Genomic DNA, 24,226 nt, shown 5'->3' with positions numbered 1-24,226 from the left:
ACAGCTGAGCCTGCGCATGTCGCACAGCCTGTCGCCCTTCTACCGCTCAACCCTGGTCAGAATGTACAGCAATCGATCCGCGGCGCTCAGCGTGCCGCAGGAACGAGCGCCGGATCCGACACCGGCAGACGGCAGACGAAGCCGCGGCAGTCATAGGCGACGCCGTCGACGCCGTCGCGCCCCTCGAACAGCGTGAAGCCGACCTCGGCGAAGGCCCGCACCTGCTGCGGGCTCAGCACCGCCGCGAGGTCGGCGTCCGCCGCGCGCACCGCCGCCGCGAGCGGTCCTCGCGGATCCGAGGTCACCGCGACGATCTGCCGCGGCGGGCGGGCCAGGCCCGCCGCCGCGCGCAGCAGCGCACCGGATCCGAACGGGTGGCGCAGCGCCTGCGCCGCGCCGGCGCGGACGAGGGCGGCCGCGCGCTCGCGATGCTGCTCCCCCGCGCCGAGCCGCCAGGCGGTGAGGTGCGCGGCCGCGCGGGCGGAGGCGCCCGAGGGGAGATCGCCGTCTCCGCCGTCGACGGACCCGGGGATCCCCTGCCCGGCGAGCACGGGGTCGGCGACCGCGTCAGCCGCCAGCACCTCCAGCCCCCGTGCCGCCCACCGAGGGTCGCCCGTGGCGAGTGCGAGGGCCAGCAGGCCGTCGGCGAGCAGCCCGAGGTCGGCGTCGGTGGCGACGGCCGCCGAGGGGACGCCGTCGAGCGAGGTGCGCACGAGTCGCCCGCCGGCGTCGCGGTTCACCGTCAGCACGAGCCCCGCGGCGCGCACGGCGGCGTCGATCCACGAGGACTCGCCGAGATCGGCCCCGGCCCGGGCGAGCGCACCGATCACGAGCCCGTTCCAGCCCGTGATGATCTTGCCGTCCACCGCGGGCGGCTCCAGCTGTGCCCGCGCGTGGAGCGGGACACGGTAGTAGCCGCCCTCGCTGCGCTGCCCCTCGATCCACGACTCCGAGTCCTGCGCGGCGCCGAAACCGCCTCCGGGGCGCTGCAGGACGGCGAGGAGGAAGTCCGCGATGCCCCGCGCGACATCGGCCCGTCCGGCATCGATCGCCACATCGAGCAGCTGGGCGTTGTCGATGAGCATCCGCTCGTAGTGCGGCACCGACCAGTCCTGCTGCGTGGCGTAGCGGAAGAACCCGCCGTCCTCGTCGCGGAGCTCCGAGGCCGCCATCGCGTCCAGGGCGCGCGCGACGACCTCGGTGCGGCCCTCGGCCTGCAGGAAGCGCAGGGTCGTGGCGACGGGGAACTTCGGCGCCGTGCCGAAGCCGCCGTACCGGCGATCCTCCCGGGCGACGATCTCGTCCGCGGCGGCGGCGAGCGCGCGTTCGTCCGGCAGCGGCGCGGCCTCGGATGCCGCCGAGGCCGCGAGGACCTCGGCGACCGCCCCGGCCTGCGCCTCCACCTCCCCGCGACGATCGGTCCACGCCTCGCGCACGGCCGCGAGCACCGTGCGGAATCCGGGCATCCGGCCGCGATCGACCGGCGGGAAGTACGTCCCCGCGTGGAAGGTCCGCCCGGACGGCGTGGCGAAGACCGTGAGCGGCCAGCCCAGATCGCGGGTGAACGCCGAGGCAGCCGCCAGGTATGCGGCATCGACCTCGGGGTGCTCCTCGCGATCCACCTTGATCGACACGAAGCCGCCGTTGAGCTGCGCAGCGGTGTCCGGATCCTGGAACGACTCGCGCGCCATGACGTGGCACCAGTGGCACGTGGAGTAGCCGATCGAGATGAGCACCGGGACGTCGCGGCGCCGCGCCTCGGCGAACGCCTCCTCGCCCCAGGGGTACCAGTCCACCGGGTTGTCGGCGTGCGCGCGCAGATAGGGGCTGCCGGTGCCGGCGAGGCGGTTGCTCATGGCCTCACGCTACGCCGGCCGCGGGCGCCGCGACCGTGCTCCCCCGCGATCCCGGGTGCGGAGGTCAGTTGACCTCGTCCGGGTGCGAGGCGACGCGACCGGATCCGTCTCCCGGGTCGAGCGCCGAGATCGCGGCGAACTCGGCATCGCTCAGCGCGAAGTCGAACACGTCGAGGTTCTCCCGCAGACGCTCGGCGTGCACCGACTTCGGGAAGACGATGTTGCCCTTCTGGAGGTGCCAGCGCAGCACGACCTGCGCCGGGGTCTTGCCGTGCGCGGCGGCCGCTTCGGCGACGGCCGGGATCCCGAACAGGTCGTACTTGCCCTGGCCGAGCGGGCCCCAGGCCTCGATCTTGACGTCATGGTCGCGCGCCCAGGAGGCGACGTCGCGCTGCTGGTACGCCGGGTGCAGTTCGATCTGGTCGACCGCGGGGGTGACGCCCGTCTCGGCGACGATGCGCTCGAGGTGCGGCACGAGGAAGTTCGAGACACCGGCGGAACGCGCGAGCCCCCGATCGCGGATCGCGACGACCTTCTCCCAGGCGTGCACGTAGTTGTCCTTCGCCGGGGTCGGCCAGTGCACGAGGTAGAGGTCGACGTGGTCGAGGCCGAGCTTCTCCAGGCTCTCCGCGATGGCGGCATCCGGCTCGTCGCCGTCGTGCCGGTCGTTCCACAGCTTGGTCGTGATGAACAGCTCGTCGCGCGGGATGCCGCTCTTGGCGATCGCCGCCCCGACGCCCGCCTCGTTGCCGTAGATGGCGGCGGTGTCGATGTGGCGGTATCCGATCTCGAGGGCTTCGCTGACCGCGCGCTCGGTGTCGGCCGGATCGACCTTGAACACCCCGTAGCCGAGCTGGGGGATCGTGTGGCCGTCGTTGAGCAGGATTCCGGGGATCGTCATGATTCCACCCTAGGTTCCCGCGCCGGCCCGCGGGCCGGCGCCCTCGTGCTCGTCCGTGCGGGGCAAGCGCTCAGCGCCCCGGCGCAAGGGCCGCGTAGGCGCGGGCATCGCTCAGGCGAGGGTGCCGACCGCCTCTTCGATGAGGGCCCAGAACCGGTCGACGTCGAGATCCATCGCGATCGTGGCGTTCGGCGCCGTGCCGAGCGCGCCGAGGAGGTCCACGCTCGTCGCACCGCGCGTGAACACGCCCTCGGTCTCGACGTCGAGCCGGGCGCGCACGGTCGTCGCCACGGAGGGGTCGATGAGCATCGCCACCGTGATCGGATCGTGCAGCGGTCCGTCGGGCATGTGCTCGGCGATCTCGTAGGTGGCGCAGAAGAACTCCAGCAGCTCCGCGCCGAACGCCGCGGACCGCGTGCCGATGCGCCGGATCCGCTCCCGCACCTCTCGAGTGATGAGCGCCTGGTGCGAGATGTTCAGCCCGACCATCGTGAAGTCCACGCCGCTGTCCAGCACGAGCGCCATCGCCTCGGGATCGGTCCAGGCGTTGAACTCCGCGTAGGGGGTCGCGTTGCCGCGGCCGGTCGACCCGCCCATCCAGACGACGCGGGCGACGCGGGGCAGCAGGTCGGCGTGGTCGCGCACGAGCAGGCCGATGTTCGTGAGCGGCCCGGTCGCGACGATCGTGACGGGCTCCTCGGCCTCCTCGAGCACCGCGCGCATGAGCGCCAGCGCGTCCCGCGGATCCTCCGGGACGGTCGGCTCCGGCAGTTCGGGACCGCCGAGCGCGTTCGCGCCGTGGATCAGCTCGGCGGGATGCAGCCGGCCGTGGAGCGGCCCGGCCGCACCCGCCGCGATCGGCACCCCCTCGATGCCCGCGACCGTGCACGCGATGCGGGCGTTGCGCGTCGTGAACTCCAGCAGTCCGTTGCCGCCGACGGTGGTGAGGGCGCGCAGGTCGATCGCGGGATGCGCGGCGGCGAGCCAGATCGCGAAGACGTCGTCGTGGCCGGGATCGCAGTCGAGGATGACGGGTGTGCTCATGATGCCCCCAGTATCGCGGCTCATCGAGACGGCACGAAGACCCGATACAAGGGCTTCTCCCGCGATAGGCTGGAGGGCTATGTCTGCGCCCGTGATCTCCTATCCGCCGGAACTCCCGGTCAGTGCCGCGCGCGACGAGATCGCCGCAGCGATCCGCGACCATCAGGTCGTCGTGGTCGCGGGCGCGACCGGATCCGGCAAGACGACGCAGCTGCCGAAGATCCTGCTCGAGCTCGGCCGCGAGCGCATCGCGCACACCCAGCCGCGTCGGCTCGCCGCCCGGACGATCGCGGAGCGCGTGGCGGAGGAGCTCCGCGTGCCGCTCGGCGGGCTCGTCGGCTACAAGGTGCGCTTCACCGACCAGGTCTCGGACGAGACCCGGATCGCGCTCATGACCGACGGCATCCTGCTCAACGAGATCCACCGCGATCGGCTCCTGCGCCGCTACGACGCGATCATCATCGACGAGGCGCACGAGCGCTCCCTCAACGTCGACTTCCTCCTCGGCTACCTGCACCGGATCCTCCCCGAGCGCCCCGACCTCAAGGTCGTCATCACCTCGGCGACGATCGATCCGCACAGCTTCGCGAAGCACTTCGCCGACGCGGAGGGCGAGCCCGCCCCGGTCATCGAGGTCTCCGGGCGCACCTATCCCGTCGAGATCCGCTACCGGCCCCTCGTCGAGGAGCGCGAGGACGCCGGCGCGCCCAAGTCAGCCCGCACCGCGAAGTCCGAGCCCGAGGACGAGGTCACCGCGATCGTGCGCGCGCTGCGCGAGCTCGACCGCGAGGAGCGCGGCGACGTGCTCGTCTTCCTCCCGGGCGAGGCCGAGATCCGCGACGCCGCCGACGCGATCCGCGGCGCCTACCGTTCCCAGACCGCGCCGGTCGAGGTGCTGCCGCTGTACGGGCGGCTCTCTGCCGCCGAGCAGCACCGGGTGTTCGAGCCGTCGACCGTGGCGGGACTGCGGCGGCGCGTGATCCTCGCCACGAACGTCGCCGAGACGAGCCTCACGGTCCCCGGCATCAAGTACGTGATCGACACGGGCACGGCCCGCATCTCGCGCTACAGCAGCCGGTCCAAGGTGCAGCAGCTGCCGATCGAGGCCGTGTCGCAGGCGTCCGCGAACCAGCGCTCCGGGCGCGCCGGACGCACGAGCGCCGGCATCGCGATCCGCCTCTACGGCGAGGACGACTTCGACAAGCGCCCGGAGTTCACCGAGCCCGAGATCCTGCGCACCTCGCTCGCCGCGGTGGTGCTGCAGATGCTGAGCCTCGGATTCGGCGACATCGCGGAGTTCCCGTTCCTCACGCCGCCGGAATCCCGCGACGTGCGGTCGGCCTTCGAACTGCTCGTCGAGCTCGGTGCGGTGCAGGTGCCCCCGAGAACCGCGGGGACCGGATCCGAGACCCCTCGGCTCACCCGGATCGGGCGTGACATCGCGCGCATGCCGATCGACCCGCGCTTCGCCCGCATGCTCGTGGAGGCCGTGCGCACCGGCGTCGTCGCTCCCGTGCTCGCGATCGTCGCCGGGCTGTCGATCCAGGACGTGCGCGAGCGCCCCTCCGCCGACGCCCCGCAGGGCGTGCGCGACGAGGCCGAGCGGATGCACGCGCGGTTCGCGGATCCGACGAGCGACTTCCTCTCGATCCTGAACCTCTGGAATCACCTGCGCGAGCAGCAGAAGGAGCTCGGATCCAGTGCGTTCCGCCGGCTCTGCCGCGCAGAGCACCTGAACTACGTGCGGGTGCGCGAGTGGTTCGACGTGCACCGGCAGCTGCGCACGCTCGTCCCCGCGAAGGGTCTCCGCGAGACGAAACGCGGCGATCTCACGGGTGACCGCGTCTCGTCTCGGTCGGCTTCGCCGTCCTCGCTCAACGACCCCATCTCCGCCGATCCGGATGCGGTGCACCGCGCCCTGCTCGCGGGGCTCCTCAGCCACATCGGGATCCTCGACGAGCGCGCCCTCACGAAGGGGCCGCCGGCCAAGGGCGGGAAGAAGGATCCGAAGCGCCGCGCCGCCGAGTACCGCGGCGCGCGCGGGATCCGGTTCTCGCTGTTCCCCGGCTCCGCGCTGCGCAAGAAGGCGCCGCGCGCCGTCATGGCGGCGGAGATCGTGGAGACCTCGCGCACGTTCGCGCGCACGGCCGCCGCGATCGACCCGGCCTGGGCCGAGGCGCTCGCGGGCGATCTCGCCAAGCGGCAGATCTCCGAGCCGCACTGGTCCAAGGAGTCGGGGGCCGCGGTCGCGTTCGAGAAGGTGACGCTGTTCGGCGTCGAGATCGTGACGCGCCGTCGCGTGCAGTTCGCCCGCATCGACCGGCCGGCCGCGCGCGAGCTCTTCCTGCGGCATGCGCTCGTCGAGGGTGAGTGGGATCCGGGCCGGATCGACAAGCGGGTGTCCGCCTTCTGGCGCAGCAACGCCGAGCTGCGCAAGCGCCTGGAGAAGCTCGAGGAGCGCGAGCGCCGCCGCGACATCCTCGTCGGCGACGAGGCCGTCTTCCGGTTCTACGATCAGCGCATCCCGAGCGACGTCTTCGACGTGCGCTCCTTCGAGGCGTGGTGGCGCGACGCCCTGGCGACGACGCCGAGGCTGCTCGTGATGCGCGAGGCGGACCTGATCGACGACGACGAGCGCGCCGACCAGCAGGACTTCCCCCCGCGCTGGGCGCAGGCGGATCAGGTGCTCGGCCTCGCGTACCGCTTCGAGCCGGGAGCCGCGGACGACGGCGTGAGCGTCGTGATCCCGCTGGCCCTGCTGCAGCAGGTGCAGGACGCCGGGTTCGACTGGCAGGTGCCGGGTCTCCGCGCCGAACTGGTGACGGCGCTGCTGCGGGCGCTGCCGAAGGCGATCCGCCGGCACGTGGTGCCCGCGGCGGACTGGGCCGAGAAGTTCGGCGCCGAGCTCTCCGCCGAGGGGCCCGAGGCCCATCAGGGCCTGCCCGGACGGAGCCTGCGCGAGGCGCTCGCGCGACTCATCCAGCCCCTCGCGAACCAGCCCGTGTCGGCCGCGGAGTTCGACCTGGAGCGCGTGCCCGCGCACCTGCGGATGAACTTCCGGGCGGTCGACGAGCGCGGACGCGTGGTGGGCTCCGGCCGGGACCTCACGCTGCTGCAGCGCGAGCTCGCCGACCGCTCGCGCGCGAGCGTCGCCCGCTCGATCGAGCGCGGTCCCGACGCCGCCCGTCCTGCACGAGGGCGCGGCGCCGCGGCGGTGGCCGCGGCCTCCCCCGCTCCGGCCCTCACCCAGCGCGACGGCATCACGACGTGGGACCTCGGCGACCTGCCGGAGGTGCTGGACACCCGCGTGGCCGGGGGCGTGGTGCGCGGCTATCCCGCCCTCGTCGACCAGCGCACCTCGGTCGCCCTGCGGGTGGAGGCGACGGCCGAGGCGGCGCTCTCCGCGACCCGCGAGGGCGTGCTGCGGCTGGTGCTGCTCGGGATCCCCTCCCCCGCGTCGTACGTGCAGCAGCATCTGACGAGCGCCGAGAAGCTCGCGCTCGCCGCCTCGCCCTACCCGAACGTCGCGACGCTCATCGAGGACGCCCGCGCCGCGGTCGCACGGGCGGCGATCGATCGGCTGACCACCCCGGCGACGGGCACGGGGACCGCGGGGATCGTCCGCACCGAGGCCGACTTCGCCCGCGTGCGCGACGGCGTCTCCGCGGTCGTCGTGGACGAGCTGTTCGCGCTCGTCTCGCTGGTCGCCAAGATCCTCACGAAGGCGCGCGAGGTCGAGCGGGCCCTGAAGGGGCAGAACTCGCTCGCCCTGCTCGGGCCTCTGAACGACATCCGCGGCCAGCTCGCGGGCCTGCTCCCGAACGGCTTCATCTCGGGTGCCGGCGCCGAGCGCCTCGCCCAGTTCCCGCGGTACCTCGACGGCATCCTGGATCGGCTGCGCACCCTCGCGGACGCCCCGGGCAAGGACCGCACCCGGCAGAGCGAGTACGAGCGCATGGCGCAGGCCTACGCCGATGCCGGGGGCGCGATCCCGCTGCCCGCCGGATCCGCGCCCCGGCTCGTCGAGGTGCGCTGGCTGCTCGAGGAGTACCGCGTGAGCCTGTTCGCCCAGCGCCTGGGCACCGCGCAGCCGGTCTCGCCGCAGCGGATCATGAAGGCGCTCGCCGAGAAGTGAGCCCGGGCGGTCGGGTGGCCTCGATCCGCCTCCGCCCCGGCCTGCGGCACCCGCGGTCCGGCCCCTTCCCCGCGCCCCGCCGCTCCGCCGCGTCGTAGCCTGGAACCATGGCGCAGGCGATCGTGCAGACCGAGCTCGGCGGACCGGAGGTCCTCACCCTCGTGGAGGTGCCGGATCCGGTCCCCGCCGCCGGCGAGGTCGTGGTGCGCATCGAGGCAGCCGGGGTGAATCCGATCGACGTCAAGCAGCGCAGCGGCTTCCGCCCGCTGCCCCCGATCACCGAGCCCCGGCACCAGGGCTTCGACGGCGCGGGCGTCGTGACCGCGGTCGGTCCCGGCGTCGACGATCTCCGCGTCGGCGATCGCGTCGCCATCCGCGACACCCGGGGCACGTATGCGACCGCGCTCGCCGTGCCGGCGGCGCACGCCTCCGTGATGCCCGACGAGGTGACCTCCGCCGAGGGCGCCGCCCTCGGCATCCCCGCCGGCACCGCGTACCAGTCCCTGCGCTCGCTCGGCGTCGGCGAGGGCGACCTCCTGCTCCTGCACGCCGGTTCCGGCGCGGTCGGCCAGGCCTCGATCCAGTTCGCCGTCGCGTGGGGCGCCGACGTCATCGCCACCGGCGGCGCGACCTCGCAGGAACGGCTGCGCGAGCTCGGCGCGATCCCCGTCGTCTACGGCGAGGGCCTCGAGCAGCGGATCCGCGACGCGGCGGGCGATCGCGAGATCACGGTCGCGCTCGACGGCGCCGGCACGGATGAGGCGATCGCCGCCTCCCTCGCCCTCGTCGCCGACCCGGACCGGATCGCGACGATCGTGCGCGGACCCGATGCCGCGTCGTTCGGGATCCGCGCGTTCAGCGGCGGGAGCCCGGTCCCGCTCACTGCGCAGGAGCTCGCCTGGCGCGCCGAGGCCGTGCCGGTCGCACTGCGGCTCATCACCGAGGGCCGCTTCTCGATCGAGTTCGGCCCGGAGCTGCCGCTCGCGGAGGCCGCCGAGGCGCACCGCCTCGTGGAGGCGCACGCCGCGCGGGGCAAGATCGTGCTGATCCCGTGACCGCCGGCACCGCGACCTCGATGCTCGCTGTGCCCGGGGGGCGGCTCGCGGTCGAGGAGAGCGGCGCGGCCGACGGCGCACCGGTGCTCCTCATCCATGCCGGGGTGACCGACCGGCGATCCTGGGCCGGCCTCGTCGACGTGCTCGGTCCGTCCGTGCGCAGCATCCGCTACGACGCGCGCGGTTTCGGTGAGACGACGACGGAACCGCACGACGACTGGTCTCCGGTCGAAGACGCGCGCGCCGTGCTCGACGCCGCCGCCGCGGATGCCGCCATCATCGTCGCCTGTTCGATGGGCGGACGCACGGCGATCGACCTCGCCCTCGTCGCCCCCGGACGCGTGCGGGCCCTCGTGCTCATCGCGCCGGCCATCAGCGGTTCCCCCGCGCCCGAGCTCGACGCCGTCACCGCCGAGCTCGACCGCCGAGGGGACGCGGCGATCGAGCAGGGCGACCTCGCAGAGCTCAACCGGATCGAGGCCGAGCTCTGGCTCGACGGCCCCGGCCGTGCCGGACGGGTCGGGAAGGAGGCGCGCGAGCTCTTCCTCGCGATGAACGGCGCCGCCCTCGCCACCGACGATCCCGGCGCGCGGGCGCAGGACGCCGTGGCCTGGCCGCGCCTCGGCGAGATCCGCGTCCCGACGCTCGTGCTCGTGGGCGCGCTGGATCTCCCGCACGTCCGCGCGGCGGCACGCCATGCAGCCACGACGATCCCCGGCGCCGCGCTCGTCGAGCTCGAGGACGCGGCGCATCTCCCCCACCTCGAGCGGCACGCCGTCGCGCTCTCCGAGATCGCCGCGTTCGTGCACCGTCTCGCGGAGGCCTGACCGCGGGGCTCACCCGGCGGATCCGCAACAGTCGGAAACATCCCAGCGCGGCCGGCACGGCGCGCCGCAGGATGGGTCCGTGACCGATCCCGCCGCCTCCGCCCCCGCCACCCGTTTCGCGACGAGGCAGGTGCAGGCGGCGTACGTGCCCGGCGCGCCGCAGAACACCGCGGTGCCGCCGCTGTACCAGTCGGCGGCCTACCAGTTCGCGAACCTCGCGGAGGCGCGCGACCTCTTCGCGCTGCGCCGCGCCGGCAACATCTACAGCCGCAACGCCAGCCCCACGCAGCAGCTGCTCGAGGAGCGCGTCACCGCGCTGGAGGGCGGCGTCTCCGCGGTCGCCGTCGCCAGCGGGCAGGCCGCGGTCGCGGTCACGATCCTCGCCCTCGCGGGCCGCGGCGGCCACGTCGTCGCGGCCGACCGGCTGTACGGCGGCACGGTCGACCTGCTGCAGGACACGCTCGACGACTTCGGCATCACGGTGACCTTCGTCGACCAGGACGACCCCGCGGCCTGGCGCGCGGCCGCGAACGAGCGCACCCGGCTGTTCTTCGCCGAGTCCGTCGCGAACCCGCTCGCCCAGGTGCTCGATCTCCGGACGGTCGCCGACATCGCCCATTCCGCGGGCGTCCCCCTTGTGATCGACAGCACGGTCGGCACGCCCTTCCTGATCCGCCCCGGAGAGCACGGCGCCGACTTCGTCGTGCACTCCGCCACGAAGTTCCTCAGCGGCCACGGCACCTCGCTCGGCGGCGTCGCCGTCGACCTCGGATCCTTCGACTTCGGCGCAGACCCCGCCCGCTGGCCGCAGTTCACCGCCGTGCACGCCCGGTTCGGCCCGCAGTCGCTCTGGGAGCGGTTCGGGCAGGGGTTCGCGTTCGGGGCGCTGGTGAAGGCCAAGTACGTGCACGACCTCGGGCCCTCGCTCTCGCCGTTCAACGCGCACCAGATCCTGCAGGGCATCGAGACGCTCGACCTGCGCGTCTCCCGGCAGAGCGCGTCGGCCCAGGCGATCGCCGAGTCCCTCGTCGTGCACCCCGCGATCGCCGCCGTGCACCACCCCGGGCTCGCCGACAACCCCTGGCACGAGCTCGCCGCGCGCTACCTCCCCCGCGGGATCCCCTCGGTCTTCTCGATCGACCTGGTCTCCACGGGCGACGAGGAGCGGGATCAGGAGCGCGTGGAGCGCTTCGTGGACGGCCTGAAGGTCGTGCGCCTCGTGGCGAACATCGGCGACGCGCGCTCGCTCGTCTCGCACCCCGCCTCGATGACGCACTCGCACCTGAACGCCGCCCAGCGTGCCGCGGCCGGGATCGGCGCGACGACCCTGCGCCTGTCGATCGGGATCGAGGATCCGGCCGACATCCTCGCCGACCTCGAGCAGGCGCTCGCCCTCGCCGTCGTGGAGCCGGCGCTCGCCGCGGTCTGAGCCCTCCGGGGTCGTTGAGCGAGGACGAGCGCAGCGTGATCAACGTCCCCACCACGGTGCTCGCTACTCTGGACCGGTGCCGATCCTGAACAAAGACATGACCCTGTGCATCTCGCTCTCCGCGCGACCCAGCAACAACGGCACCCGGTTCCACAACCACCTCTATGAGGCGCTGGGGCTGAACTGGATCTACAAGGCGTTCGCCCCGACCGACCTCGCCCAGGCGATCGCCGGCGTGCGCGGACTCGGGATCCGCGGCTGCGCGATCTCCATGCCCTACAAGGAGGACGTGATCGCCCTGGTGGACCGGATGGATCCCTCCGCCACCGCAATCGACTCCGTCAACACGATCGTCAACGACGACGGCGTGCTCACCGCCTACAACACGGACTACTCGGCGATTGCGCAGCTCATCGTCCGCAACGCCCTGGATCCGGCGTCCTCGGTGCTGCTGCGCGGGTCGGGCGGCATGGCGAAGGCGACGGCCGCGGCCTTCCGCGACGCGGGCTTCGCCGACGTCACGATCGTCGCGCGCAACGAGCAGGCGGGTCGCGCGCTCGCCGGCCTCTACGGCTTCGGGTGGGTCGCCGACGTCGACGACCGCACGGCCGACATCCTCGTCAACGTCACCCCGATCGGGATGGCGGGCGGCGCCGAGGCGGACGCCCTCTCGTTCCCGCCCTCCGCGATCGACGCCGCCGGGGCGGTGTTCGACGTCGTCGCCCTTCCGGCCGAGACCCCGCTCGTGCGCGCCGGCCTCGCCGCGGGCAAAACCGTCATCAACGGCGCCTCGGTCGCCACGCTGCAGGCGCTCGAGCAGTTCGTGCTGTACACCGGGATCCGTCCGACCGATGAGCAGGTGCGCGAGGCCGAGGAGTTCATGCGCGCCGGTTGATCCCTCGTCCGGGGGCGTTTCCCGCGCGGGTGTTCCGAACTCAGGCTGGAGAGCGCCCGAGGGGCCAAGAAACGGTGTCCGACGTCTCCGCCGGGAGATTCAGCCTGAATTGCGCGCACCGCTTCGTCTCGCTGCCCGGTCCCTGAGCGAGCCGAAGGCGAGACGAAGAGCCCGGTAGACTCGGACGGTCATGCCCTCCGTGTCGAACTACCCCGCTCCGCGCCTGGATTCCCGCCCCGTCGAGACCTTCCGCGCCACGCTCGGCGACCTCGCCGCACACCTCGGCGCGGAGGCGCCCGACGCCGCGGACACCGGCTTCACGGGTGTCGCGCTCGGCACCGACCACGTGCGGCCGGGCGACCTCTTCCTGGGGATCCCGGGAGCGAACGCGCACGGCGCCCGGTTCGCCGAGAAGGCCGTCGCCGCGGGTGCGACGGCGGTCCTCACCGACGCCGAGGGCGCCGCGCTCGTCCCCTCGGACGTGCCGACGCTCGTCGTGGACAGCGCGCGTCTGGCCGCCGGCCCCGCCTCCGCTTTCCTCTACCGCGACCCCGCCGCGTCGATGACGTCGATCGGGATCACCGGCACGCAGGGCAAGACCACCACCGCGTTCTACGTGGCCGCCGCGGCCGGCATGGCGCAGTCCGGCACGATCGGATCCATCGGCACGACCGTCGGCGACGACTTCTTCCCGCCCGTGCTGACCACTCCGGAGGCACCGGAGCTGCAGGCGCTCTTCGCGGTCATGCGCGAGCAGCACCTCGGCACGGTCGCCGTCGAGGCGTCCAGCCATGCCCTCACCCTGGGACGCGTGGACGGCTTCGCGTTCGACGCGGGCATCTTCCTCAACCTCGGGCACGACCACCGCGACTACCACCCGACCCAGGCCGACTACTTCGCCGCGAAGGCGCTGCTGCTCACCCCCGAGCACTCCCGGATCGGCATCGTCGACATCGACTCGCACTGGGGGCGCATGATGGCGGCTCAGGCGACCGTCCCCGTGCGCACGACGTCGGCGAGCGGATCCGAATCCGCCGACTGGGTGGCTTCGGACGTCGAGCTGCGCGCGCACGGATCCTCGTTCACCGTCCGCTCCCCCGAGGGCGAGCGGGTGCGGTTCACCACGCAGCTCACCGGCGCGTTCAACGTGAACAACATCCTCGCCGCGGTCGCCGCCCTCGCCGAGACGGGACGCGACCTCGCGGAGCTCGCCCCCGGCGTCGCCGCGCTGCCGAGCGTCGAGGGCCGCCTGCAGCGGTTCGACTTCGGGCAGCCGTTCACCGCGATCGTCGACTCCGCGCACAAGCCGGAGGCGATCAACGCGGCCCTGCGCGCGATCCGCACCACGACGCCGGAGGGCCGCCTGATCGCGGTGCTCGGCGCGAACGGCCATCGCGACGCCGCCAAGCGCCGCATGATGGGCCGCTTCGCCGCGATGTTCGCCGACGTGCTGGTCATCACCGACGACAACCCCTACGACGACGACCCCGCCGAGATCCGTGCCTCCCTCATCGACGGCGCGCGCTCCAGCGTCGTGGAGATCACCGAGATCGCCGATCGCCGCGAAGCCATGGCCGCCGCGGTGCGGATGGCCCGGCCCGAGGACACCGTGGTGATCCTCGGCAAGGGGCACGAGCGGTACCACGCCCTCGCCGACGGGGAGATCGCCTGGTACGACCCCGACGTGCTCCGCGAGGTCATCGAAGCGCTCTGACCCGCCCCGCGCGGTGCCGTCCCGCGGGATCGGCTCAGTCCTCCAGCGGATCCGCCTCGGCTCAGTCCTCCAGCGGATCCGCCTCGGCCGGCACGGGTCCGCGTTCGACCGGGCGCCCCGGCGTGTTCGACCAGGCGCTCCACGATCCCGGGTACACGGTCACCTCGCGGCCGATCAGGGCACCCGCGAGCGCGAGCTGCGCCGCCGTCACGCCGGATCCGCAATAGGCCGCGATCGGCACCTCCTCCCCCGCGCCGACGGCCTCGAACGCGGCCTCGATCTCGGCGGGGGCGCGGAACCGCCCCTCGGCGTCGAGCACCTCGGCGATCGGCAGGTTGCGGGCTCCGGGGATGTGCCCGGCGACCGGATCGATCGGCTCGGTCTCGCCGCGGAACCGCTCGGGTGCGCGGGCGTCCAGCAGCACCCCGGTCCACGCAGCGACCTGATCGGCATCCAGCACGTCGGCCGTTCCCGGGCGGGCGAGCACCACGTCTCCCGACGGTGCCACGACCTCGCCCTCCTCGACGGCTCCCCCGGCGGCCCGCCAGGCGCCGAGTCCGCCGTCGAGCACGCGCACGACGGCCACGCCGGCGCGGCGCAGCGCCCACCACGCCCGAGAGGCGGGAAGAGAGCGCGCGTCGTCGTACACCACGACCGCCTGCCCCTGACGGATCCCCCAGCGGCGCGCGGCCTGCTCGAGCTCGTCGTCGGACGGCAGCGGGTGACGCCCGTCCGCAGGGGCGCCGTGAGCGGCCAGCTCGCCCTCCAGGTCGGCGAACACCGCCCCGGGGAGGTGCCCGGCCCGGTAGTTCTCCCGCCCGTCGGTGAACCCGAGTCGGTAGCGCACGTCCAGGATCCGCAGATCCTCGCCCTCCTCGAGGAGGGAGCGGAGTTCGGCGGCGGTGATGAGATCGGCCATGCCCCCATCCTCCCAGCCCGGCGACGGGACCGCACGGGCGTCGATGCCGCGCGCACGATTCCTCCCCCTTATCGGAAGCCCGTACGCTTGTGCCCATGACCGCCCACTCCCCGCAACCAGCTCTGCGCTGGGGCATCCTCGCCACCGGCGGCATCGCCGCCGCCTTCGCCGCCGATCTGCGCACCGCGGGGCTCGACCTCGTCGCCGTCGGATCCCGATCGCAGGAGTCGGCCGACGCGTTCGCCGCCCGCTTCGACATCGCCCGCGCGCACGGCTCCTACGAGGCTCTCGCGGCGGATCCCGAGGTCGACATCATCTACGTCGCGACGCCGCACCCGATGCACCACGACGACGCCCGCCTCGCGCTCGAGCACGGCAAGCATGTGCTCGTCGAGAAGGCGTTCACCCTCAATCGCGCCGAGGCGCAGGATCTCGCCGACCTGGGTCGCGAGAAGGGCCTGCTGGTCATGGAGGCGATGTGGACGCGGTATCTGCCCCACATGGTCCGGATCAGGGAGATCATCGCGGCCGGCACGCTCGGCGAGATCCGCGCGGTCTCTGCCGACCACACGCAGTCGCTGCCCACGGATCCCGCCCACCGCCTGAACGCTCTGGAGCTCGGCGGCGGCGCGCTGCTCGATCTCGGCATCTATCCGATCTCGTTCGTCCACGACCTGCTCGGCGCACCCGAGACAGTCCAGGCGACGGGGCGGCTGATCTCCACCGGCGCCGACGCCGAAGTCGCGACGATCATGACGCACGCCGGCGGGGCGATCTCGACCACCCTGTCCTCCTCGCGCGCGGCCGGTCCCAACACCGCCGTGGTGCTCGGCACCCTCGCACGCATCGAGATCGACCGGGTCTGGTACTCGCCCACCACGTTCCGCGTCGTGGCGACGGACGGCACGGTGTGGGAGGAGTTCGACGGCCGCACCACTTCGGACGAGCGCGGCGGCGGTCGAGGCATGCAGTACCAGGCCCTCGCCGCGGAGCGCCACATCGCCGACGGATCCCTCGACAGCGACCTGCTGCCGGTCGCGGAGTCGGTCGCGATCATGGGCCTGCTCGACGAGATCCGCGCGCAGATCGGCGTCCGCTACCCCGGCGAGACCGCCTGACCGCCTGACCCTTCCGGAGGAGGATCCCATGGCCGAGCCCCAGGACACCCGCGTCGCCGTCTACCTGGACTTCGACAACATCGTCATCTCCTGGTACGACCGCGTGCACGGGCGCAACGCCTACAGCAAGGACCGCCAGCGCATCCAGGACGACCCCGCCGACGCCGAGGTCGCGGAGCGGCTCAAGTCCGCGACGATCGACGTCGGCGCGATCATCGACTACGCGTCGTCGTTCGGCACCCTCGTGCTCACCCGCGCGTACGCCGACTGGTCGTCGCCCGTGAACGCCGTGTACCGCTCGCAGCTGGTCGCCCGCGCCGTCGACCTCGTGCAGCTGTTCCCCGCCGCGGCCTACGCCAAGAACGGCGCGGACATCCGCCTCGCCGTCGATGCGGTGGAGGACATGTTCCGCCTCCCCGATCTCACCCACGTGGTGATCGTCGCCGGCGACAGCGACTACGTGCCGCTCGCCCAGCGCTGCAAGCGCCTCGGCCGCTACGTGGTCGGCGTCGGCGTCGCCGGTTCGACCGCGAAGTCGCTCGCCGCCGCGTGCGACGAGTTCGAGGCGTACGACTCCCTGCCGGGTGTCGAGCGCGCCGCCGCCCAGGCCGAGACCCCGCCGAAGAAGCCCACCGCCAAGCAGTCCCAGGGCGCGCGCAAGGAGTCCAGGGCGTCCGCGGAGAAGGACGAGCCGACCACCGACGATCAGGAGCAGGCCACGGCGACGCTCGTGCGCGCGCTGCGCCTCGGCCACGACAAGAGCGACGGCGACGAGTGGCTGCACAGCTCGGCGGTGAAGACGCAGATGCGGCGCATGGATCCGTCCTTCAGCGAGAAGGCCCTGGGCTACCGCTCCTTCAACGCCTTCCTGAAGTCGCGCGCCGACATCGCCGAGCTCGAGGAGTCCGGGCACGAGCGCCTGGTGCGCCTGATCGGGAGCTGACCGGCGCCCACCCCGCCGACGGCCCGCCACGGGGCGAGGGCCACGTTCATTCGCCTTTTTTGAACATGTTCGATATCGTGATGACATGACACCGGACCCGCTCTCCCCCTACGCCGCGGCGCTCGGCGCACGCGCGGAGCGGCTGCATCCTCGCATGCGCGCCTACATCGCAGCGATCCCCTCGGGACGGGTCGGCGTCGGGCACGGCGTCTTCGAGCGGGTCGGCTGCCGCAGGCGCGCGGTCCGCGTGCTGCTCGGCCCGCTGCTGCGCTTCCTCGAGCGTCGTGGCGCGGTCTACGCCGGGTGGGCGGAGGACCTTCCGTTCACGGTGCGCAATCGCGACGGCGGAGGCAGATCCGCCGAGCGCACGCTGCACCTCCCGCACGGCGACCTGACGCTGTGCGATCGCGTGCGACCTCTGCCGCGGGGGCGCATCGCGGACCGCCTCGGGCAGCGCGGGGGGCTCGCCGCGGTCTTCCGGGCGACGGCTTCCGACGGCGCGCTGGAGCTGCGCAGCACGCGCGTCGGGCTGCTCCTGGGAGGCCTGCGGATCCGGATCCCGTCGTGCATCGCTCCGCGGATCCGGCTCATCGACGGCATCGAGCACGCCACCGGCCTGCAGCGGGTGGCCCTGACCGTGGACGTGCCACTGCTCGGGCGGATCCACGAGTACGCGGGGACGTTCCGCTACCGGATCGAGGAGGACGCATGAACGAGGAAGACGGCCGCACCCGAGGCAGGGTCGTGCTGGGCGGGTCGACGGGGTTCATCGGGCAGGACCTGCAGCAGCGCTGGCGTGCGGCGGGGCGCGAGGTCGTGACCGTCTCCCGGCACGGCGCCGACCTGACCTGGGACGACCAGGCGGGGATCGACGCCGCCGTGGACGGGGCGAGCCTGGTCGTCGGCCTGGCCGGGAAGAGCGTGAACTGCCGGTACACGGCGGCGAACCGGGCGGAGATCCTCCGCTCCCGCGAGCAGACGACAGCCGCCCTGCGGATCGCGGTGCGCAACGCCGTCACCCCTCCTCCCCTCTGGATCAACTCCTCCACCGCGACGATCTACCGGCACGCGGAGGACCGCCCGCAGACCGAGTCCACGGGCGAGCTCGGGACCGGATTCTCGGTCGAGGTGGCGAAGGCGTGGGAGCGTGAGCTGTTCGCCGGCGACCTCCCGCGCACGCGACGGGTCGCACTGCGCACGGCGATCGTGCTCGGCGACGGCGGCGTCCTCGGCACCCTCCGCCGGCTCGCCCGGTGCGGCCTGGGCGGAACCCAGCACGACGGCCCGTGGCCGATCGGCCGCGCCCGGCGAGCGGCGGGAACGGCGCACTACTTCCGTGCACGCGGCGGGCTCCAGCGTTTCAGCTGGGTGCACCTGGACGACCTCGCCGGCATCATCGCCTTCCTCGAGGAGCACCCCGAGCTGGAGGGCCCCGTGAACGCCGTCGCGCCGCAGGCGAGCGACAACCGCACGCTCATGGCGACGATCCGGCGCACCCTCGGCAAGCGGGCGGGCCTGCCGTCGGCACGCTGGATGCTGGAGCTGGGCGCGGTCGCGCTCCGCACCGAGACCGAGCTGATCCTGAAGAGCCGATGGGTCGCCCCGGAGAAGCTGGTCGACGTGGGCTACGCCTTCCGGCACCCCGCCCTCGATGAGGCCGTCCGCGCCTCCTTCGCCCTCGCCCCCGCGCCCTGACCCCGATCCCCCTCATCCGGATCCGGATCCGCTCCCGTCGCGGACCCGGATCCGTCGCGCCCCTCCCGTCGCGGACCCGGATCCGCTCCCGTCGCAAAAACTGTCGCTCTGGACGCCGCTCAGCGACATCTTTTGCGACCGGAGCGACCGTTCTGCGACCGGAGCGACCGTTCTGCGACCGGAACGACGGTTCTGCGACCGGAGCGATCGGGCCGGCCCGTCAGCGCCCGACGATGGCCTGCACGGCGCCCGCGAGCTGCGGGTAGCGGAAGGCGTACCCGGCGTCCTCGAGCACCTGCGGCAGCACCCAGCGACTCTTGAGCACGAGCTCCGACTCGGTGCGCAGCACCGCCATGCCCGGCTCCAGCACGAAGCGCGGCGCCGGCAGGCCGAACGGCGCCCGGACCGCGCGGCGCAGCGTGCGCATGAGCTCGATGTTGGTCACCGCATTCGGCGACGCCATGTTCACGGGACCCGCGATCTCGTCGTGGTCACGGAGGAACCGCACCGCCTGCACGAAATCCTGCTCGTGCATCCAGCTCAGCCGCTGCCGGCCCCGGGAGTGCTCGTAGTCGGGGCGGTCGGGCTCGGTGGGGTGGGCGCCGATCCCGCGATAGCGCCGGTGCGGGAACCACCAGCCGTCGTACTGCGGGCCGCCCAGTCCCAGCCGGGCCAGGCGCAGCAGCATGTCCATCACGGGCGCGCCCCGGCCGAGCACCAGCGAGGTGCGCAGGGCGATCCGCCGCGTCCCCGGAGTCTCGCCGTCGAACAGCGCGGCCTCCCACTCCCGGGTCACATCGGGCGAGAAGCCCTTCTCGTCGAGCGGATCCGCCTCGGTGCGCGGTGAGACCAGCGTGTAGCGGTACGCCGTCGCCGAACTGCCGTTCATCCACACCGCCGGAGGAGCCGCCACCGCGGTGACCGCACGGTGCAGCGCCTGCGTCGTGCGCACGCGCGAGCGCAGGATCTCGTCGCGGTTGCGGTCGGTGTACCGGCAGTCGATCCGGCGGCCGGCGAGCCCGATCACGAGGTCGGCGCCGTCGACGAGGCGGAGGACCCCCGCCGGATCGTCCCAGCGCGCGTCCGCGCCGGTGCGCCCGATCGTGCGCACCTCATAGCCGTCGACCCGCAAGGCTCGCGCCAGCGCGGTGCCGAGGTAGCCGCTGCCGCCGCCGATCACCGCGCGGCGCAGCTGCGGAGTCGCGTTCATCCGACGTCCGTCCCGTCCTGCTTCTTGCGCTTCTCGATCTCGGCGCGCAGCCGCCATTCCTCGATCTCGCGGTCGAGGTCGGCGATCTGCTGCTCGGTGCTGCGGGTGTCCGCGGGAGGCGAGGGCGCTGACGGCGCGGGCGATGCAGGGCGTCGCTCGCGCGGGCGCGGCAGCCGGATCCCCTCCCCGTCGTACTCGCGTCCGACGAGGAACCAGATGAGGGATCCGGCCAGCGGCACGATGATCACCAGGATGATCCAGAACACCTTGGGCAGGTGCTTCACCTGGTCGTCACGGCGGGTGATGATGTCGATGAGCGCGCCGACCATCAGCACCAGCACGAGGATCGAGAACACCAGGCCCATGACGACAGCCTGCCAGAGAAGCGGGGATCCTGCGTCCGCTGCGCGCCGGACGGCGGTCAGGGCAGCGTGTGCCCTGCGGCCCGGAACAGCTCGTACCATTCCGCGCGGCTGAGCTTGACGTCGGCTCCGTCCGCCGCCTCCTGCACGCGCGCGGGCGTCGTCGTGCCGAGCACGACCTGCATCCCGGCGGGGTGCCGGGTGATCCACGCGGTGGCGATGCCGGTCGGGGTCACGCCGTGCGCGGCGGCGATCCGGTCGATCGCGGCGTTCAGCTCGGGGTAGGCCGGGTTGTCCAGGAAGACGCCGGTGAAGAAGCCCGCCTGATACGGCGACCAGGCCTGGATCGTGATGCCCTCGATGCGGCAGTACTCCACGATCCCCCCGCCGTCCCGCACCACGCTCTGGTCGAGCGCGGCCATGTTCGCCGCGATGGGCTGGGAGATGATCGGCGCGTGCGTGATCGACAGCTGCAGCTGGTTCGCGACGATCGGCTGCGTCACCGCGGTCTTCAGCAGGGCGATCTGCCCCGGGGTGTGGTTCGAGACGCCGAAGGAGCGCACCTTGCCGGACGCGTGCAGCTCGTCGAACGCGCGGGCGACCTCCTCGGGCTCGACGAGCGCGTCCGGGCGGTGCAGGAGCAGCACGTCGATCCGGTCGGTGCGCAGGGCGGCGAGGGATCCCTCGACCTGCTGGACGATGTGCTCGTAGGAGAAGTCGAACATCCCCTGCGCGGGCACGATCCCGCACTTGGTCTGCAGCGTGATCTCGTCGCGCTCCGCGGCGGACAGCCCCAGGGCGGCGCCGAAGCGCTCCTCGCAGACGTGCATGGCCCCGCCGTAGATGTCGGCGTGATCGAAGAAGTCGATGCCGTTCGCGCGCGCGGTGTCGTAGAGCTCCCGGATCTGCTCGTCGGTGCGGCCGTCGATGCGCATCATCCCGGCGACGACGGCGGGGGCGGATCCGGATCCGAATCGCACCTGCTTCATGATCTGCTCTCCTTCTGCGCAGCATCCTGCGCCGTGCTCGGTGCGGCATCGGGCGCCGCGTCGGCGGCCCGCGCGGCGAACGCGCGGTAGTCCTCCGCGGCCAGGTCGGCGTAGGCGCCCGCCCAGCTCACCAGCGTATCGGCGAGCTGGGCCCCCTTGCCCGCGTACCCGGCGATCTGCGCCGCGGCCGGCGCCTGCGCATGGGCGCGGGCGAGCGTGATCGCGCAGGCGACCGCGTACTCGCGATACCCCTCGTCCTCGATGACGTCGGTGTCGATCGAGCCTTTCATGTCGTGGAACTGGCGCACGTAGTAGTCGTCGCGGGCGCCCTTGATGTGTCCGAGGAAGGGATCCGAGAACGCCTGCAGCACCCGCTGCATGCCGACCACCCGCGCCCCCTCGCCGCGCTCGTCGACGCGCCGCTGCAGCTCGTCGGGCTGCACGATCCCGCCGTACTCCACCAGCACGCTCCGCCCTGCCTCCTTCACCTGCAGCAGCAGCGGCTCGGCGTCCGCCGTGCCGAGCACCGCCAGGTAGCAGCGGGTTCCCACGCTGCCCACCCCGACCACGCGCCGCGCCACGTCGCGCACCCGGTACTGCCGCAGCAGCAGCTGGATGTCGACGTTGGCCGTCGCCGCGTACTGCACGAAAGCGGTGTCGCTGAGCTCACGGATCCAGGGGTCGGCGTGCGTCATGACCGGGGGCTGCTCGATGAAGCGCAGATGCCCGTCGTCCCCGCGCACGGTGAGCTTGCGCGCGGCGCGCTCCCCCGTCCTCTTCTCGGCCGAGGCGATCGCCTTCTGCAGGGCGCGCTTCGAGTCGACGTCGATCCCGTCCCTGGTCGCGGTCGCGTCGAAATGCGCGAAGTAGCGCTGCAGCGGATCCGCACGGACGCCCGCGCGCAGCGCCCTCGCATACGCGAGGACGCACTGGCGGGCCGCCTCGTCCGCGACAGACGGCCCCCTGGTCTCGCGGGCGCCGATCACGACGCTCGCCACGAGGCGCTTCAGATCCCATTCCCACGGAGCCCAGGCGGCCTCGTCGAAGTCGTTCAGGTCGAACATCAGGGTGCGCTGCGGCGACGCGAAGAACCCGAAGTTGCCGATGTGCGCATCCCCGCAGGACGGCACCAGGATCCCCGTGTGGGGCGTCCGGGCCAGATCCGCAGCCATGAGCGCCGCCGTCCCCCGGTAGAAGGCGAACGGGTTCGCGGCCATGCGCTCGGTGCGGAGGGCGATGAGATCCGCCTGCCGCGTGCTGTTCTGCCGGTCGAGGATCCCCAGCGGATCCCGCCCCGACGTCTCGATCTTCGCCAGTGCCGCGCGCGGCGTGCGCTCCCGGACCGCGCGGCCCGCGGCCAGCCCCTCCGCGCGCGTGAGCATGCGGTCGCCGACGAGGTTGGTTTCGGTCATGCCTCATTGTCGCCCTCCGCCGGTTCGTTCGTTGCCCTGCGAATAGGATCCCGGGCAAGATCTCCGATGCACACAAGACCGGCTGTCGTCCCGGGGCGGCCCCAGGGAAAGGCACCGCATGAGCGACAAGAACCCCGGCTCGGCCATGGATCCCGAGGACGCCCTCGAGAACGAGCGCGAGCTGACCGGCGACCGCACGATGGCGGTCGAGGACTTCTCCCGGGAGGACGCCGGCTACCACAAGGCCCTCAAGCCCCGCCAGATCCAGATGATCGCGATCGGCGGCGCCATCGGCACCGGCCTGTTCATGGGCGCCGGCGGCCGGCTCGCGTCCAGCGGCCCGGCCCTCATCCTCGTCTACGCCGTCTGCGGCTTCTTCGCCTTCCTCATCCTCCGCGCCCTCGGCGAGCTCGTCCTGCACCGCCCCTCCTCCGGATCCTTCGTCTCCTACGCCCGCGAGTTCTACGGCGAGAAGATGGCCTTCGTCAGCGGCTGGCTGTACTTCCTGAACTGGGCCATGACCTCGATCGTCGACGTGACCGCGGCCGCCCTCTACGTGAAGTTCTGGGCGCAGTACTGGGAACCCCTCCGCGCCGTCCCGCAGTGGGCGATCGCGTTCATCGCACTCGTCGTCGTGCTCTCGCTCAACTTGGTCAGCGTCAAGCTCTTCGGCGAGATGGAGTTCTGGTTCGCGATGATCAAGGTCACCGCCCTCGTCGCCTTCCTCATCGTCGGCACCGTGATCCTCATCATGCAGGCGCCGACCGACGTCGGGCCGACGGGCTTCTCGATCCTGGCGGAGCACGGCGGCGTGTTCCCGATGGGCTTCTTCGCGCCGTTGATCGCGATCTCCGGCGTCGTGTTCGCCTACGCCTCGATCGAGCTCATCGGCACCGCGGCGGGCGAGACCGCGGAACCCGCGAAGGTCATGCCCCGGGCGATCAACACGGTCGTCATCCGGATCGCGATCTTCTACGTCGGATCCATCCTGCTGCTCTCGCTGCTGCTGCCGTTCAGCACCTACAAGTCCGGCGAATCGCCCTTCGTCACGTTCTTCTCCCACCTCGGGGGCGCCGACACCGGCGCCGTCGCCGGATCCGTGATGAACTTCGTCGTCCTCACCGCGGCCCTCTCCAGCCTCAACGCCGGCCTGTACTCCACCGGCCGCATCCTGCACTCCATGTCGGTGAACGGATCCGCGCCGCGCTTCACCGCCCGGATGAGCCGCAACGGCGTGCCCTACGGCGGCATCCTGCTCACGTCGGTCATCACGCTCGCGGGCGTCCTGCTGAACGCGCTCGTGCCGTCCCAGGCGTTCGAGATCGTGCTCGAGGTGTCGGCGCTCGGCATCATCGGCGGCTGGGCCACCATCATCCTCTGCCAGCTGAGGCTGCACGCGCTCACGAAGAGGGGCGTGCTGCAGCGCGCGTCGTTCCGCATGTTCGGCGCGCCCTACACGGGATATCTCACGCTCGCGTTCCTGCTCTTCGTGCTCGTCACGATGGGGTTCACCGAGACCGGGCGCTGGGTGCTGCTCTCGCTCGTCGCCATCGTCCCCGCGCTCATCGTGGGGTGGTTCGCCGCACGGCGCCGGATCCTCGCCGCCGCCGCCGAGCGCGGGGGCTACACCGGCATGCACTCCGTGCTCCCGCACCGGCAGGCGACCCAGGCTCTCCGCGACGACCGCTGAGCGCATGCACGACGACGGGCTGAGCGCACGAA

At 72.6% G+C, this 24,226-nt stretch carries 19 protein-coding genes; 11 read left to right on the top strand and 8 right to left on the bottom strand.

What is annotated here, in order from left to right; genetic code table 11:
- Positions 1 to 86: 86 nt before the first annotated feature.
- The 3 genes from WFJ17_RS14790 to WFJ17_RS14780 form a co-directional block, all read right to left on the bottom strand.
- Positions 87 to 1,856, bottom strand: coding sequence for a thioredoxin domain-containing protein (locus WFJ17_RS14790; protein WP_336648817.1), 1,770 nt, complete (start codon positions 1,854 to 1,856; stop codon positions 87 to 89).
- A 64-nt stretch (positions 1,857 to 1,920) separates the two neighbouring features.
- Positions 1,921 to 2,757: an aldo/keto reductase gene (locus WFJ17_RS14785; RefSeq protein WP_251446706.1), complete on the bottom strand. Its 837-nt coding sequence runs from the start codon at positions 2,755 to 2,757 to the stop codon at positions 1,921 to 1,923.
- Positions 2,758 to 2,868: 111 nt separating this feature from the next.
- Complete coding sequence (locus tag WFJ17_RS14780) at positions 2,869 to 3,801, bottom strand: nucleoside hydrolase (protein ID WP_336648816.1); 933 nt, start codon at positions 3,799 to 3,801, stop codon at positions 2,869 to 2,871.
- A 79-nt stretch (positions 3,802 to 3,880) separates the two neighbouring features.
- Here WFJ17_RS14780 and hrpA point away from each other — a divergent pair, with 79 nt between their 5' ends.
- The 6 genes from hrpA to WFJ17_RS14750 all read left to right on the top strand — a co-directional run bounded on the left by hrpA (position 3,881) and on the right by WFJ17_RS14750 (position 13,856).
- Positions 3,881 to 7,936: an ATP-dependent RNA helicase HrpA gene (gene hrpA / locus WFJ17_RS14775; protein WP_442927989.1), complete on the top strand. Its 4,056-nt coding sequence runs from the start codon at positions 3,881 to 3,883 to the stop codon at positions 7,934 to 7,936.
- Positions 7,937 to 8,043: 107 nt separating this feature from the next.
- Positions 8,044 to 8,991 carry a quinone oxidoreductase family protein gene (locus WFJ17_RS14770; protein WP_336648814.1) on the top strand — a complete coding sequence of 316 codons (948 nt, stop codon included), beginning with the start codon at positions 8,044 to 8,046 and terminating at the stop codon, positions 8,989 to 8,991.
- Positions 8,988 to 9,818, top strand: a complete 831-nt coding sequence (locus tag WFJ17_RS14765; protein ID WP_336648813.1) for an alpha/beta fold hydrolase — start codon at positions 8,988 to 8,990, stop codon at positions 9,816 to 9,818. The genes WFJ17_RS14770 and WFJ17_RS14765 overlap by 4 nt, the downstream gene beginning before the upstream one ends.
- A gap of 79 nt (positions 9,819 to 9,897) precedes the next feature.
- A complete protein-coding gene (locus WFJ17_RS14760) occupies positions 9,898 to 11,247 on the top strand; it encodes an O-acetylhomoserine aminocarboxypropyltransferase/cysteine synthase family protein (RefSeq protein WP_336648812.1) in 1,350 nt (449 codons plus the stop codon).
- Positions 11,248 to 11,323: 76 nt separating this feature from the next.
- Positions 11,324 to 12,142, top strand: a complete 819-nt coding sequence (locus tag WFJ17_RS14755) for a shikimate 5-dehydrogenase (protein WP_336648811.1) — start codon at positions 11,324 to 11,326, stop codon at positions 12,140 to 12,142.
- A 190-nt stretch (positions 12,143 to 12,332) separates the two neighbouring features.
- Positions 12,333 to 13,856: a Mur ligase family protein gene (locus WFJ17_RS14750; protein ID WP_336648810.1), complete on the top strand. Its 1,524-nt coding sequence runs from the start codon at positions 12,333 to 12,335 to the stop codon at positions 13,854 to 13,856.
- A 61-nt stretch (positions 13,857 to 13,917) separates the two neighbouring features.
- Here the strand turns inward: WFJ17_RS14750 and WFJ17_RS14745 are convergent, their stop codons facing one another.
- Positions 13,918 to 14,775 carry a sulfurtransferase gene (locus tag WFJ17_RS14745; RefSeq protein ID WP_336648809.1) on the bottom strand — a complete coding sequence of 286 codons (858 nt, stop codon included), beginning with the start codon at positions 14,773 to 14,775 and terminating at the stop codon, positions 13,918 to 13,920.
- A gap of 95 nt (positions 14,776 to 14,870) precedes the next feature.
- On the opposite strand from WFJ17_RS14745, the gene WFJ17_RS14740 reads away from it, so the two are divergent.
- The 4 genes from WFJ17_RS14740 (at position 14,871) to WFJ17_RS14725 (ending at position 18,531) form a co-directional block, all read left to right on the top strand.
- Positions 14,871 to 15,893: a Gfo/Idh/MocA family protein gene (locus WFJ17_RS14740; RefSeq protein WP_251446683.1), complete on the top strand. Its 1,023-nt coding sequence runs from the start codon at positions 14,871 to 14,873 to the stop codon at positions 15,891 to 15,893.
- Positions 15,894 to 15,921: 28 nt separating this feature from the next.
- On the top strand, positions 15,922 to 16,836 hold the full coding sequence (locus WFJ17_RS14735) for an NYN domain-containing protein (RefSeq protein ID WP_251446680.1): 915 nt from the start codon (positions 15,922 to 15,924) through the stop codon (positions 16,834 to 16,836).
- A gap of 85 nt (positions 16,837 to 16,921) precedes the next feature.
- On the top strand, positions 16,922 to 17,548 hold the full coding sequence (locus tag WFJ17_RS14730) for a DUF4166 domain-containing protein (RefSeq protein WP_336648808.1): 627 nt from the start codon (positions 16,922 to 16,924) through the stop codon (positions 17,546 to 17,548).
- The gene (locus WFJ17_RS14725; RefSeq protein WP_336648807.1) at positions 17,545 to 18,531 is read left to right on the top strand and encodes an epimerase; all 987 of its coding nucleotides are present in this window, start codon (positions 17,545 to 17,547) and stop codon (positions 18,529 to 18,531) included. The genes WFJ17_RS14730 and WFJ17_RS14725 overlap by 4 nt, the downstream gene beginning before the upstream one ends.
- Positions 18,532 to 18,751: 220 nt before the next feature.
- Here WFJ17_RS14725 and WFJ17_RS14720 read toward each other — a convergent pair whose 3' ends face one another.
- Genes WFJ17_RS14720 through WFJ17_RS14705 form a run of 4 tightly spaced genes read right to left on the bottom strand, consistent with a single transcriptional unit; the run spans position 18,752 to position 22,504 of the window.
- The gene (locus WFJ17_RS14720; RefSeq protein WP_336648806.1) at positions 18,752 to 19,741 is read right to left on the bottom strand and encodes an epimerase; all 990 of its coding nucleotides are present in this window, start codon (positions 19,739 to 19,741) and stop codon (positions 18,752 to 18,754) included.
- Complete coding sequence (locus tag WFJ17_RS14715; RefSeq protein ID WP_251446670.1) at positions 19,738 to 20,106, bottom strand: PLD nuclease N-terminal domain-containing protein; 369 nt, start codon at positions 20,104 to 20,106, stop codon at positions 19,738 to 19,740. The genes WFJ17_RS14720 and WFJ17_RS14715 overlap by 4 nt, the downstream gene beginning before the upstream one ends.
- A gap of 56 nt (positions 20,107 to 20,162) precedes the next feature.
- Positions 20,163 to 21,092: an aldo/keto reductase gene (locus tag WFJ17_RS14710; protein ID WP_336648805.1), complete on the bottom strand. Its 930-nt coding sequence runs from the start codon at positions 21,090 to 21,092 to the stop codon at positions 20,163 to 20,165.
- Positions 21,089 to 22,504, bottom strand: coding sequence for a DUF2252 domain-containing protein (locus WFJ17_RS14705; RefSeq protein WP_336648804.1), 1,416 nt, complete (start codon positions 22,502 to 22,504; stop codon positions 21,089 to 21,091). Before WFJ17_RS14705 ends, WFJ17_RS14710 begins: the two co-directional genes overlap by 4 nt.
- A 118-nt stretch (positions 22,505 to 22,622) precedes the next feature.
- Here WFJ17_RS14705 and WFJ17_RS14700 point away from each other — a divergent pair, with 118 nt between their 5' ends.
- Positions 22,623 to 24,194, top strand: a complete 1,572-nt coding sequence (locus tag WFJ17_RS14700; RefSeq protein ID WP_442927988.1) for an amino acid permease — start codon at positions 22,623 to 22,625, stop codon at positions 24,192 to 24,194.
- Positions 24,195 to 24,226 lie beyond the last annotated feature (32 nt).

The sequence above is a fragment of the Microbacterium sp. MMO-10 genome (genome assembly GCF_037148715.1).
Classification (GTDB): domain Bacteria; phylum Actinomycetota; class Actinomycetes; order Actinomycetales; family Microbacteriaceae; genus Microbacterium.
Note: the sequence above shows the minus strand (reverse complement) of the source record. Positions and strands in the feature narration are given on the sequence as shown.

What these genes read in the sequence shown, in the direction of transcription:
- WFJ17_RS14790 (WP_336648817.1), bottom strand. Translation starts at nt 1,856, where the DNA reads ATGAGCAACCGCCTCGCCGGCACCGGCAGCCCCTATCTGCGCGCGCAC.
- WFJ17_RS14785 (WP_251446706.1), bottom strand. Translation starts at nt 2,757, where the DNA reads ATGACGATCCCCGGAATCCTGCTCAACGACGGCCACACGATCCCCCAG.
- WFJ17_RS14780 (WP_336648816.1), bottom strand. Translation starts at nt 3,801, where the DNA reads ATGAGCACACCCGTCATCCTCGACTGCGATCCCGGCCACGACGACGTC.
- hrpA (WP_442927989.1), top strand. Translation starts at nt 3,881, where the DNA reads ATGTCTGCGCCCGTGATCTCCTATCCGCCGGAACTCCCGGTCAGTGCC.
- WFJ17_RS14770 (WP_336648814.1), top strand. Translation starts at nt 8,044, where the DNA reads ATGGCGCAGGCGATCGTGCAGACCGAGCTCGGCGGACCGGAGGTCCTC.
- WFJ17_RS14750 (WP_336648810.1), top strand. Translation starts at nt 12,333, where the DNA reads ATGCCCTCCGTGTCGAACTACCCCGCTCCGCGCCTGGATTCCCGCCCC.
- WFJ17_RS14745 (WP_336648809.1), bottom strand. Translation starts at nt 14,775, where the DNA reads ATGGCCGATCTCATCACCGCCGCCGAACTCCGCTCCCTCCTCGAGGAG.
- WFJ17_RS14740 (WP_251446683.1), top strand. Translation starts at nt 14,871, where the DNA reads ATGACCGCCCACTCCCCGCAACCAGCTCTGCGCTGGGGCATCCTCGCC.
- WFJ17_RS14735 (WP_251446680.1), top strand. Translation starts at nt 15,922, where the DNA reads ATGGCCGAGCCCCAGGACACCCGCGTCGCCGTCTACCTGGACTTCGAC.
- WFJ17_RS14730 (WP_336648808.1), top strand. Translation starts at nt 16,922, where the DNA reads ATGACACCGGACCCGCTCTCCCCCTACGCCGCGGCGCTCGGCGCACGC.
- WFJ17_RS14725 (WP_336648807.1), top strand. Translation starts at nt 17,545, where the DNA reads ATGAACGAGGAAGACGGCCGCACCCGAGGCAGGGTCGTGCTGGGCGGG.
- WFJ17_RS14720 (WP_336648806.1), bottom strand. Translation starts at nt 19,741, where the DNA reads ATGAACGCGACTCCGCAGCTGCGCCGCGCGGTGATCGGCGGCGGCAGC.
- WFJ17_RS14715 (WP_251446670.1), bottom strand. Translation starts at nt 20,106, where the DNA reads ATGGGCCTGGTGTTCTCGATCCTCGTGCTGGTGCTGATGGTCGGCGCG.
- WFJ17_RS14710 (WP_336648805.1), bottom strand. Translation starts at nt 21,092, where the DNA reads ATGAAGCAGGTGCGATTCGGATCCGGATCCGCCCCCGCCGTCGTCGCC.
- WFJ17_RS14705 (WP_336648804.1), bottom strand. Translation starts at nt 22,504, where the DNA reads ATGACCGAAACCAACCTCGTCGGCGACCGCATGCTCACGCGCGCGGAG.
- WFJ17_RS14700 (WP_442927988.1), top strand. Translation starts at nt 22,623, where the DNA reads ATGAGCGACAAGAACCCCGGCTCGGCCATGGATCCCGAGGACGCCCTC.